Source organism: Pseudomonas sp. TE31087 (genome assembly GCF_057284075.1).
On the sequence record NZ_JBXVNN010000001.1, the window covers coordinates 1,525,654 to 1,537,578 of the forward strand.

The 11,925-nt window shown below is 65.8% G+C and carries 11 protein-coding genes and 1 pseudogene; 7 read left to right on the top strand and 5 right to left on the bottom strand.

Translation table 11 applies throughout. The features are described 5' to 3' along the window. Positions 1–146: 146 nt before the first annotated feature. A complete protein-coding gene (locus ACZ899_RS06950) occupies positions 147–1,466 on the bottom strand; it encodes a Na+/H+ antiporter family protein (protein ID WP_198745489.1) in 1,320 nt (439 codons plus the stop codon). Between the two features lie 586 nt (positions 1,467–2,052). On the opposite strand from ACZ899_RS06950, the pseudogene ACZ899_RS06955 reads away from it, so the two are divergent. The 7 genes and pseudogenes from ACZ899_RS06955 to ACZ899_RS06985 all read left to right on the top strand — a co-directional run. Beyond that, positions 2,053–3,018: pseudogene (locus ACZ899_RS06955) on the top strand (methyl-accepting chemotaxis protein); the annotation flags it as partial. Between the two features lie 102 nt (positions 3,019–3,120). Further along, complete coding sequence (locus ACZ899_RS06960) at positions 3,121–3,876, top strand: methyl-accepting chemotaxis protein (protein WP_371041468.1); 756 nt, start codon at positions 3,121–3,123, stop codon at positions 3,874–3,876. 391 nt (positions 3,877–4,267) lie between these two features. Then, on the top strand, positions 4,268–5,284 hold the full coding sequence (locus ACZ899_RS06965) for an ABC transporter substrate-binding protein (protein WP_234561016.1): 1,017 nt from the start codon (positions 4,268–4,270) through the stop codon (positions 5,282–5,284). Continuing rightward, complete coding sequence (locus tag ACZ899_RS06970) at positions 5,281–6,129, top strand: ABC transporter permease (RefSeq protein WP_198745492.1); 849 nt, start codon at positions 5,281–5,283, stop codon at positions 6,127–6,129. The genes ACZ899_RS06965 and ACZ899_RS06970 overlap by 4 nt, the downstream gene beginning before the upstream one ends. A gap of 52 nt (positions 6,130–6,181) precedes the next feature. Further along, positions 6,182–6,793, top strand: a complete 612-nt coding sequence (locus tag ACZ899_RS06975; protein ID WP_234561017.1) for a cell wall hydrolase — start codon at positions 6,182–6,184, stop codon at positions 6,791–6,793. A 238-nt stretch (positions 6,794–7,031) separates the two neighbouring features. Beyond that, a complete protein-coding gene (locus ACZ899_RS06980) occupies positions 7,032–7,895 on the top strand; it encodes a LysR family transcriptional regulator (RefSeq protein ID WP_203646814.1) in 864 nt (287 codons plus the stop codon). Positions 7,896–8,180: 285 nt separating this feature from the next. Further along, a complete protein-coding gene (locus tag ACZ899_RS06985) occupies positions 8,181–9,098 on the top strand; it encodes an AEC family transporter (protein WP_234561018.1) in 918 nt (305 codons plus the stop codon). A gap of 459 nt (positions 9,099–9,557) precedes the next feature. Here the strand turns inward: ACZ899_RS06985 and ureG are convergent, their stop codons facing one another. From ureG to ureE, 4 genes are read right to left on the bottom strand one after another with little or no spacing between them, the layout of a single operon-like run. Further along, positions 9,558–10,181, bottom strand: a complete 624-nt coding sequence (gene ureG, locus ACZ899_RS06990; RefSeq protein ID WP_203646818.1) for an urease accessory protein UreG — start codon at positions 10,179–10,181, stop codon at positions 9,558–9,560. 11 nt (positions 10,182–10,192) lie between these two features. After that, a complete protein-coding gene (locus ACZ899_RS06995; protein ID WP_234561019.1) occupies positions 10,193–10,867 on the bottom strand; it encodes an urease accessory protein UreF in 675 nt (224 codons plus the stop codon). Further along, positions 10,867–11,412, bottom strand: coding sequence for a HupE/UreJ family protein (locus ACZ899_RS07000; protein ID WP_234561020.1), 546 nt, complete (start codon positions 11,410–11,412; stop codon positions 10,867–10,869). The genes ACZ899_RS06995 and ACZ899_RS07000 overlap by 1 nt, the downstream gene beginning before the upstream one ends. 19 nt (positions 11,413–11,431) lie before the next feature. Beyond that, positions 11,432–11,917: an urease accessory protein UreE gene (ureE, locus tag ACZ899_RS07005; protein ID WP_234561021.1), complete on the bottom strand. Its 486-nt coding sequence runs from the start codon at positions 11,915–11,917 to the stop codon at positions 11,432–11,434. Between the last annotated feature and the right edge of the window lie 8 nt (positions 11,918–11,925).

Sequence of the window (11,925 nt, forward strand, 5' to 3'; positions counted from 1 at the left end):
CCTGTAGGAGCGGCCTTGTGCCGCGAAAGGGCTGCGCAGCGGCCCCAGGGTATCAGCGTTTACGCAAAGATCGCCGGGGCCGCTTTGCGGCCCTTTCGCGGCACAAGGCCGCTCCTACAGAGACAGCGTGCGGCTGTGACAGCAGATCAGAGCGTCATCGCCGCCAACCAGCCAAACGCCAGCAGCGGCAGATTGTAGTGGATGAACGTCGGCACCACGGTATCCCAGATGTGATGGTGCTGTCCGTCCACGTTCAGCCCCGAGGTCGGCCCCAGGGTCGAGTCCGACGCCGGCGAACCGGCATCGCCCAGGGCGCCGGCGGTACCGACGATGCACACGGTGGCCAGCGGGTCGAAGCCCAGCTGCACGCACAGCGGCACGAAGATCGCCGCCAGGATCGGCACGGTGGAGAACGACGAGCCGATGCCCATGGTCACCAGCAGCCCCACCAGCAGCATCAGCAGCGCGCCGACGCCCTTGCTGTGGTCGATCCACTGGGCCGAGGCTTCCACCAGGCTCTTGACCTCGCCGGTGGCCTTCATCACTTCGGCAAAGCCGGAGGCGGCGATCATGATGAAGCCGATCATCGCCATCATCTTCATGCCTTCGGTGAACAGGCTGTCGGTGTCCTTCCAGCGCACGATGCCCGACAGCGAGAAGATCAGGAAGCCGACCATCGCACCGATGATCATCGAATCCAGCCACAGCTGGATTATGAACGCGGCGCCGATCGCCACCCCGGCCACCAGCAGGGTCACCGGGTTGTACTGCACGCTGACCTGCTCGACCTGTTCGATGCGTTCCAGGTCGTAGTCACGCTTCTTGCGGTAACTGAAGAACACCGCCAGCAACAGGCCGGCGAGCATGCCCGCCGCCGGGATGGCCATGGCGTGGGTCACATTGACGCCGCTGACGTCCACTCCGGCGCGGCTGACATTGGCCAGCAGGATCTCGTTGAGGAAGATGTTGCCGAAGCCCACCGGCAGGAACATGTACGGGGTGATCAGGCCGAAGGTGATCACGCAGGCGATCAGCCGGCGGTCGATGCGCAGGCGGGTCAGCACGTACAGCAGCGGCGGCACCAGCAAGGGAATGAAGGCGATGTGGATCGGCAGGATGTTCTGCGACGACACCGCCACCACCAGCATCAGGCCGACCAGCAGCCACTTGACCTTGCCACCGTCGGCATGGCCCTGGCGATCGATCATCGCCAGCGCCCGGTCGGCCAGGGCATGGGCCAGTCCGGACTTGGCGATGGCCACCGCGAAGGCGCCGAGCAAGGCATAGGACAGGGCCACCGTGGCCCCGCCACCCAGGCCTCCATTAAAGGCCTTGAGCGTACCCTCGATACCCAAGCCACCGACCAGGCCTCCGGCCAGGGCGCCGATGATCAGGGCGATGACCACATGCACGCGGGACAGGCTCAGGATCAGCATGAGCCCGACCGCGGCAATCACTGCATTCATGGTGTGCGAACCTCGTTACGACAGACAAAAAGCGGGCATTCCGGCGACAGACTGCGCGCAGGCAGTGGCCGGACCAGGGGATGTTGTTATGAAGGGCGCACACTCTGAAGCACAGGCCGGCAGAAGTCAAAAGCGTCTGCGCCGCAACATCGCGTAGGGAATAGACGAAAGTCGCAGGGTTTAATTGAACGTTTGAATAAAGAAAAATCCGAGCAGGCCGACACAGTCGGCAGCATCAAACCTATTACAAGGGATTTTCCCCATGCCTTTGCTGCGACAACTCTCCATCCAATGGAAGATCACCCTGCTGGCGGGCCTGTGCCTGGCGGCCATCGTCACCCTGCTCGTCGGCCTTTCGCTGTACCGCATGGACCACAGTTCGGACCTGGTGAAAGCCAGCAGCATGCGCATGCTCTCCGACTCGGCCCAGTCGCGCATCGAATCCCAGGGTGAGGTCCAGGCCCTGAACATCCGCCGCCAGTTCATGGACGCCTACCAGTACGGCGCCGGTTTCGCCCGCCAGGTGCTGTTCCTGCGCGAACAGGCCGAGAAACGCTTCCTCGACGCCTACGACCTGCGCCAGGACATGACCGCCCAGGTGCGTGCCGCGTTGCAGGCCAACCCCGACCTGCTCGGCCTGTCGCTGGTGTTCGAGCCGGGCGCGCTGGATGGCAAGGACAAGTTGTTCGCCGGCCAGAGCGAACTGGGCAGCAACGAGACCGGGCGCTTCGCCCTGTACTGGTCGCAGCCGCGGGTCGGCCAGCTGACCTCGATGGCCCTGCCCGAGCACGACATGGCCAACACCGAGATCGGCCCCAGCGGCCAGCCGGCCAACACCTGGTGGGTGTGCCCGCGCAGCACCGGCACGGTGTGCGTGGTCGAGCCGTACTTCTATGACATCGACGGCCAGCGCGTGCTGATGACCAGCATCGTGTTCCCGCTCAAGGCGGGCGACAAGGTCATCGCCACCCTGTCCATCGACATCAACCTCAACAGCCTGCAGGCCCTGAGCCAGACCGCCAGCCGCAGCCTCTACGACGGCCAGACCACCGTCGGCATCCTCAGCCCCGTGGGCCTGCTGGCCGGCTACAGCGCCGACGCCGGCAAGCTGGCCCAGCGCTTCGACCAGGTCGACCGCACCCAGGGCGCGGAGCTTGTGCGCAAGCTCGCAGACGGCAAGCTGCAGATCCTTCACGACCAGCAACGCCTGAAAGTGCTGGCCGCTTTCGAGCCGATCCCTGGCGGCAAGCCATGGGGCGTGCTGCTGGACGTGCCGGAAAGCGCCCTGACCGGTCCGGCCGAGGCCCTCAAGGTTGAACTCGACGCCCTCAACACCAGCGGTACCCTGCTCGAACTGGGCCTGGGCCTGGCCGCTGCCATCGCCGGCCTGCTGCTGGTGTGGCTGATGGCCCGCGGCGTGACCCGGCCGATCCTCGGCGTGGCCGCCATGCTCAAGGACATCGCCAGCGGCGAAGGCGACCTGACCCGCCGCCTGCAGTACGACAAGCAGGATGAGCTGGGCGAGCTGGCCGGCTGGTTCAACCGCTTCCTCGACAAGCTGCAGCCGACCATTGCCGAGGTGAAACGCTCGGTGCAGGCCGCTCGCGGCACCGCCGACCAGTCCGCGGCGATTGCCGCCGAGACCAGCGCCGGCATGGAGCAGCAATACCGCCAGGTCGACCAGGTGGCCACCGCCTCCCACGAGATGAGCGCCACTGCCCAGGACGTTGCCCGCAGCGCGGCCCAGGCCGCCCAGGCCGCGCGCGAAGCCGACCAGGCGACCCGCGAAGGCCTGGCGGTGATCGACCGCACCACCACCAGCATCGACACCCTGGCCGCCGACATGAGCGGCGCCATGGCCCAGGTCGAGGGGCTGGCGCGCAACAGCGAGAAGATCGGCTCGGTGCTCGAGGTGATCCGCTCTATCGCCGAGCAGACCAACCTGCTGGCGCTCAACGCCGCCATCGAGGCCGCTCGCGCCGGTGAGGCCGGCCGTGGCTTCGCCGTGGTCGCCGACGAGGTGCGCAACCTGGCCCGCCGCACCCAGGAGTCGGTGGAGGAAACCCGCCAGGTGATCGAAGCCCTGCAGGCCGGTACCCAGGAAGTGGTCGGCGCCATGGACAGCAGCCACCGCCAGGCCCAGGGCGGCGTCGAGCAGGTCGGCCAGGCCGTCACCGCGCTGCAGCGCATCGGCCAGGCGGTGACCGTGATCACCGACATGAACCTGCAGATCGCCAGCGCCGCCGAGGAGCAGAGCGCGGTGGCCGAGGAGATCAACAGCAACGTCGCCACCATCCGTGACGTGACCGAGTCGCTGAGCGGCCAGGCCAACGAATCGGCGCGGGTCAGCCAGTCGCTCAACAGCCTGGCCAACCAGCAGCAGGGGCTGATGGATCAGTTCCGCGTTTAAGCCTTCAGAGATGCAGTGCCTGTGAGATCGAGCGCCGCCCGCGCGGCGCATCGCGGGACGAGCCCGCTCCCACATCTGTTGCAACGTGCCAAACCTGTCAGGCCATGGTTGCCCGCCTTGGTACATGTCTTGTGACATGTGGAACGGCAATAGCGACCACGCTGAAACCGCGTCATACCAACAGGGCGGACCAGGTAATGGCACAGGAGATACTGGCCCGAAACAGATGTGGGAGCGGGCTCGTCCCGCGATGCGCCGCGCGGGCGGCGCTCGATGTGATAGGCGCTGCAAGGTCATCGCCAGACACCCCGCAGCCCATCGGCCATAGCTGAAAACCCTCGTCGTCTACACTTCTGCCCGAACCCAAGGACCGGCAACCGACGAGGCCCCGATGAAGAAAGTCCCCACCCTGCTGGCCAGCCTGCTCCTCGCCTTCGGCCTGGCCAGCACCGATTCTGCCGCTGCTGCGGACCAACCCGCCCCCATCCACTTCGGCGCCATCGGCTGGGAAAGCGGTGCCCTGACCACAGAGATCCTGCGCCTGATCGTCGAACGCGGGTACGGCTACACCACCGACACCCTCCCCGGCAGTACCGTCAGCATGGAAGTGGCCCTGGCGCGCAACGACCTGCAAGTGATCGCCGAGGAATGGGCCGGGCGCAGCCCCGCCTGGGTCAAGGCCGAACAGGCCGGCCAGGTGTTCGCCCTGGGCGACACGGTGAAGAACGCCGAGGAAGGCTGGTGGGTGCCGGCCTACGTGATCAAGGGCGACCCTGCACGCTACCTGAAACCCTTGGCCCCGGACCTGCGCAAAGTCTACGACCTCAAAGACTACCCCCAAGTGTTCAAGGACCCCGAGGTACCCGGCAAAGGCCGCTTCCTCAATAGCCCCAGCGGCTGGACCTCCGAGACCGTCAACAGCCAGAAGCTCAAGGCCTACGGCCTGGACGGGCTGTACAACAACTTCCGCAGCGGCTCCGGCGCCGCCCTCGACGCCGAGATCGGCTCGGCGATCCGCCGAGGTCAGCCTGTACTGTTCTACTACTGGAGCCCGACGCCATTGATGGGCCGCTACGACTTGGTTCGCCTGGAGGAACCGGCGTTCGATGCCACCGCCTGGGCCACCCTCACCGATGCCGCCAACCCCAACCCGAAAGGCAGCCGCTCGTTGCCGGCCAAGCTCTCGATCGGCGTGTCGAAGGCATTCCGTGACGCCCACCCCGAGCTGGTCGCGGTGTTCGAAAAGGTCGACCTGCCCATCGCCACCCTGAACAAGGCCCTGGCACGCATGAGCGAAACCCGCCAGCCGCCCCGCGAGGCCGCCCTCGCCTTCCTGCGCGACAACCCCACTGTGTGGAAGGCCTGGCTGCCCGCCGAAAACGCCGCCAAGGTCGAGGCCGGCCTGTGAGTGGTGGTTTCCCCGAAGCTCTGCAATTCTCCTTCGCCGCCTGGGTCAACCGCCTGGTCGACTGGCTGGTGCTGCACTATGGCGATCACCTGCGCAGCATCTCCGACCAACTGCTGCAACTGCTGGTGGGCCTGGAGAACCTGCTCCGGTTACTGCCCTGGTGGCTGCTGTTGCTGCTGGTCGGGCTGCTGGCCTGGCACGCCAGCCGCAGCCTGGCACGGGCGTTGGTGTTGCCGCTGCTGCTGGCGCTGATCGGCATGCTCGGGCTGTGGGATAAGCTGCTGCAGACCCTCGCCCTGGTGCTGGTGAGCACCGGCCTGTGCGTGCTGGTCGGCGTGCCGCTGGGCATCCTGCTGGCCACTCGCCCCCTGGCCCGGCGCCTGATCCTGCCGGTGCTCGACGTGATGCAGACGCTGCCGGCCTTCGTCTACCTGATCCCGGTGCTGATGCTGTTCGGCCTGGGCAAGGTGCCAGCGGTGTTCGCCACCCTCATCTATGCCCTGCCGCCGCTGGTTCGCCTGACCGATCTGGGCCTGGCGCAGATCGACCCGTCGCTGCTGCAGGCCGCCCACGGCCTGGGCGCCAGCCGCTGGCAGCGCTTGCGCCGCATCGCCCTGCCGCTGGCCTTGCCGAGCATCATGGCCGGGCTCAACCAGTCGGTGATGATGGCATTGTCGATGGTGGTGGTGGCGTCGATGATCGGCGCCCGCGGGCTGGGCGAAGACGTGCTGGCCGGGATCCAGACCCTGAACGTCGGCCAGGGCGTCGAGGCGGGGCTGGCGATCGTCGCCCTGGCGATGGTCATCGACCGCATCAGCCAGGCTTATGGACGACCTGGGCGCTGAGTTGAAGCCGTGCAGCTAGACTGTGGACAGCCCACCCTCAGGAATATCGACCATGCGCCTACCGTGGATGCTGTTCGGCCTGTCCCTCGCCCTGTTCGCAGGCCTCCTCCCCGCCGCTGACAGCCAGAAAGCCGCGGTCGCCGAAGACAAGGCTCAGGTACTGGAAGAAAAGGTGGCCGAGGATGCACCACCGCCGAAAAAGCAGGAGACCCTGACCCCTGGAGAAGTCCAGGCGGTCGACCCGGCGGGCCAGTCGCCGATGGATGACAGCATCACCTGCCTGGCGCGCACCATCTACTGGGAGGCCAAGGGTGCCAATGCCCAGGACATGGGTGCGGTAGCCAGCGTGGTGCTCAATCGCCTGGGGCACGAGGGCTTTCCCGACAGCATCTGCGCGGTGGTCAAGCAAGGTGTAGAGAGCAAGAGCTGCCAGTTTTCCTGGTGGTGCGATGGACGCCCCGATCAGGTGGAAGAAGAGGAACGCTATGCAGTGGCCAAGGAAATTGCCCGCAAGGCCCTCAACCAGCAGTTGAAGGACCCCACCGGCGGCGCCCTGTATTTTCACGACCGCAACGTCAACCCGGATTGGGCCAAGGCCTACCGCAAGACGGCCGAGACCACGCACTTCCTGTTTTACAAACCGAACCAAGCGCTAGCCCGATGATGACCGGCGGCAGTCCGACATTGATCCGTGGGCGCCTCGTACGATAATGAAATCGGTCCATCTGAGCCAAGACTTCGCCCATCAGTGCTCCCACAATCTTGTCCTCCAGCATCCTTCGCGTGATCAGACCTCAGGCCTACGCTCGCCTTGAGCGTGGAACCATGTTTTCGCGTATCGTACCCGCCTCCCCCTCCTGCACGGCCCAACCTGCCAAGCCACGAACCGGAGCCTGCCCCGCGTGTCCCTCAAAGCCTTGCGCACCCTGGTCACCATCGCTCGCCATGGCACCTTCGCCCGCGCCGCCGACCTGCTGAGCCTGACCCCCTCGGCGGTGAGTCTGCATATCAAGACCCTGGAGGTCGAACTGCAGGTCTCCCTGTTCGACCGCAGCCGCCGCCAGGTCATGCTGACCGAGGCTGGCCAACTCGCAGTGGTCCGTGCCGAAGGCATCCTGGCCGCCTACGACGAGCTGGCAGACACCCTGGCCAGCGGCCCAAGCTTGCGTGGGCGTCTGCGCATCGGCGCAATTCATACCGTGCTTGCCCGGCGCCTGCCCAAGGCGCTGGTGTGGATCAAGGCGCACCACCCCGAACTGCATGTCAGTGTGGTTTCGGGCATGTCGGCAGAGCTCGCCCGACGGGTCGAGGATGGGGAGCTGGACGCGGCGATCACCACCGAGCCGGTCAGCCCCTACCCGCAGAGTCTTCAGTACACGCCGCTGTTCGAGGACCGCTTCTGGGCCATCGCCAGCCCGGAACTGGCCGGCCAGAACCTGCCGACGCTGCTCGCCGAGCAGCCGTTCCTGCGCTTCGACAAACGCGCCTGGGCCGGTCGGCAGATCGAGCAGGAGCTGCGTCGTCAGCGGCTGCAGGTGAACGAGCAGATGGAACTGGACAGCCAGGAGGCCTTGGCGCGTATGGCGGCCATGGGGCTGGGGGTGGCGGTGATTCCCATGAGCGACGACGACCTCGAGCGGCTGCCAGCAGCCACCGTGCTGCCCTTCGGCGAACCGCAGCTGATCCGGCGTATGGTGCTGCTGGAGCATGAGAAGAGTCAGCGCCGGCATTTGAGTGCAGTGTTGAGGACCGCGTTGGAGGCCTGATCACAGTGTCGCGCCGCGAACCATGATTGCGCGGTCAGCGCGCACCCTGTGGGAGCGGCTTCAGCCGCGAAGCAAGCGACGCAGTGGATGGCACCGGCTTCGCCGGTGTTCGCGGCTAAAGCCGCTCCCACAGGATAAAATTAAATCAATGAGTCACGCATTGGTCATGGAGCGCGGGCTTTCAGTTCGTGCAGTTTTTCTCAACAGTCGCTCAAGAAAACACCGTTTTTTCTGCTCACTCCACTCCGCTAGTCTGTGACGGTACCCGACCACGGACCCGCCCCCATGCTTCATCTGCTGCTCACCACCCTCGTCCCGATCATCCTGCTCATCACCCTCGGTACCTGGCTGCGAGTGCGTGGCTTTCTCGCCGAAACCTTCTGGCCCGGCGCCGAGCGCCTGAGCTACTACGTGCTGCTGCCGTCGCTGTTCCTCCACGGCCTGGCCACCGCCAACCTCGACGGCGTGCCGGTGCTGGGCATGGTGGGCGTGTTAATGCTCTCGACGCTGCTTGGCGCCCTGTTATTGGTGCTCTACCAGGGCGTTGCCAATTATGACGGTGCCGATTTCACCTCGGTATTCCAAGGTGGCGTGCGCTTCAACAACTACATTGGCGCGACCCTGGCCGCCGGTATCTACGGCACGGCCGGCATCGCCCTGGCGGCCGTGGCCAACGCCGCCATCGTGCCGCTGGTCAACCTGCTCTGTGTGCTGGTCTTCGCTCGCTTCAGCGCACGCCACAGCTCGCCGGCCGTGGTACTCCAGGCGATCTTTGCCAACCCGCTGATCATCGGCTGTGCCGGGGGGCTATTGCTGCGATTGACGGGCGTGGGCCTGCCAGCAGGCCTGGAGCCCACGGTCAAAGCCCTGGGCCAGGCGGCGTTACCTTTAGGACTGCTTTGCGTTGGCGCAGCACTGGGTGGCGCGCGGATCGGCCAGCAGGCCAAGCCCTTGGTAGTCTCGGCACTGTTCAAGTTCCTGGTCATGCCAGTGACCACCTGGGCATTGTGCCGGCTGCTCGGGCTGGGCGGCCAGGCGGCTGTGGTGGCCGTGCTGTTCCAGGCCCTGCCCACCGCCTCGTCATCCTACGTGATGGCCCGACAGATGGGTGGTAACGCGCCGCTGATGGCGACCATCATCGCCCTGCAGACCATCATCGCCGCCGTGACGCTGCCAATGGTGCTGACATTGGCGCTGAGTTGAAACAATACGCTTTGAGGTTGGGCAGCCCACGCTCAGGAGAAAGGCCAGCAAGCAAAAAAAGCGCCGCTGAGCATGACTGCCCAGCGGCGCGGGTATCGCATTGAAACAGCTGACTTGACTTAGTCGAAGTCGAAATCAGGCTGGCAGGATCCCATTGCCGTCGGGTAGTAACCCTCTGGGCATTCGATCGGCATCGGCAACCAGGACGATTGAGCCTGAGCTAAGCCAGCAGTGGCCAACAGAGCGACAAATGCGAACATTTTCATAACAGTTTCCTTCAGTAAATAATGTGGTTTAACCGCGACAAGTGAAACTTCTCATTCCGCCCTGTCATCAGTCCGACACACGATATCCCTTGTCGCAGGAAACGACTTTCACCAAAGGCCCATCCATAACCCGGAAATCAACGCCTAAACCGTAGGAAATATGTCGAAAATGCCGAGTTAGGCACCAATTTCATCACTTATCCTTCTCCAACATCCCCCGCTCGACAATGAAGTCGATCACCGCTTGCAACCCCTCACCCTTCTTCAGATTGCTGAAGGTCCACGGCCGCTCCGGGCGCATGCGCCGGGTATCACGCTCCATCACTTCCAGCGAAGCACCGACATAAGGCGCCAGGTCGGTCTTGTTGATCACCAGGAAGTCCGACTTGGTGATCCCCGGCCCGCCCTTGCGCGGGATCTTCTCGCCCTCGGCGACGTCGATCACGTAGATGGTCAGGTCGGCCAGTTCCGGGCTGAAGGTGGCGCTGAGGTTGTCGCCGCCACTCTCGACGAAGATCACTTCGAGGTTACCGAACCTGCGCGCCAGATCTTCGACGGCGGCCAGGTTCATCGAGGCGTCCTCGCGGATCGCGGTGTGCGGGCAGCCGCCGGTCTCGACGCCGACGATGCGCTCGGGCGCCAGGGCCCCGGCCTCGGTGAGGATGCGCTGGTCTTCCTTGGTATAGATGTCGTTGGTCACCACGGCGATCTGGTAGTGGTCGCGCATGGCCTTGCACAGGCACTCGAGCAGCGCGGTCTTGCCGGAACCGACCGGGCCGCCGACACCGACGCGCAGGGGTTGCTGGTAGTTTTCCATCTAGGCAGTCCTCAGGAACGGAACAATCGGGTGTATTGGGTTTCGTGACGCGATGAGGCGATGGCCAGCAGCGGCAGGCCGCCGCCGAGCTGGTCGTCATCGAGGGCCAGGGCATGGTCGAGCACGGCGGGCAGCGCCTCGCCCAGGTCGCGCAGCAAGGTCTGGGCGGCCTGCTGGCCGAACGGCACCAGCTTCACCCCTGCCATCACCGCGCCTTCCAGCCAGGCGAAGCCATGGCCCAGGGCGAGCTGGCGCAACGGGATCGACCAATGTGCGCCGAGCCAGGCCATGCCGCCCAGCTGGCTGAGTTCGAGGCTGGCGCGCCAGGCCGGAGCCTGCGCCAGCTGCCAGCCATCGAGCAGGCGCGCCAGGGCGCTGCCGCGCTGGCGCTCCTCGAGGCGCAACTCGGCGGTCTCGCGGTTGGCCAGCAGGAACAGGCTCCAGTGGGCGAAGGCCTCGGCATCGTCCGCCTGGCAGGCCCGGTAGAGGCGCGCCAGCAGCGGCCAATCGAGATGGCCGAGGGTGTCTTGCAACTGCTCGCGCTGCCAGGCGGCAAAGCCCTTGGCATCCTTCACCCAGCCAGCTTCCACGGCCCACTCCAGGCCTTGCGAATAGGTGAAGCCACCCACGGGCAGCCCGGGGCTGGCCAGCTGCAGCAGGCGCAGCAGCGCCAGGTCGCTGGTCATCAACCGGCCAGCACCAGCGCGGCACCGGCCAGCAGGCCGCCGCCAAAGGCTTTCTGCAGACCGGCATGGCGGCGCAGCAGGCAGCCGACGCCGAAGCCCGCCGCCAGCAGCAGGCCGCTGACCGTGACAAAGCCGGCGCTGAACTGCCAGAACGCGCTGGGGGTGGCTTCCACGCCATGGGCCCAGCCGTGGAACAGGGCGAACACCGGCATGATCAGCGACAGCAGCAACTGGCGGCTCGGCAGCAGCATGGCGGCGGCGGCCACCAGCAGCGAGCCGAGGATCATCTGCTCCATGCCGACCACGTCGCCGAACAGATGGCCGCACACCGCGCCGCCGAACATCGCCGCCAAGGTCGCCAGCGGCAGGGTCAGGTTGCGCCGGGTCAGGGCGGCGAGCACGCCGGTGCCGAGCAGCATCAGCAGGTGATCGAGCCCGGTCAGCGGATGCAGCAGGCCGTCCTGCAGCGGGTTGGCGTCGTGGCCGGGGTGGGCGAAGGCCGGCAGGGCCACCATCAGCAGTACCAGGGCGAAAGTCTTTTTCATTGTGGGCTCCAGGGTGAGGTCAGGAATGGGCTGGCAGGCGTACGAACGGATGGGCGTGGCCATGGGAATGACCATGGGGTGCGCTCTGGTAGGCACCGGCCTCGGGCTCGAACGGCGCCTGTTCGGCGACCACCTCCAGCCCCAGGCCGCGCAGCATGTCGTCGAGCACATGGTCGTGCTGGTAGCGCAGCAGGCCCGGCTCGATCTGCAGCGGCACATGGCGGTTGCCCAGGTGGTAGGCGGCGCGGGCCAGCAGGTGCGGGTCGGTGCAGCGCACCGTGGACACCGCCTCCGGCGCGGCCAGTACCTGGATCACTTGAGTGCCTTCGGCGTCGCCCAGCAATTCGCCGCCACGCAGCAGATGGCCGCGCTCAAGCATCAATCCGGCCTCGCGGCCATCGTCGAGGGTGACCCGCAGGCGGCTCTTGATGCGGCTGTCGACATTGAGAGTGACGGTGCCGGTGATGGCCTCGGCCTGGGTGATGCGACGGGTAAGGACAATCATGTTCGCTC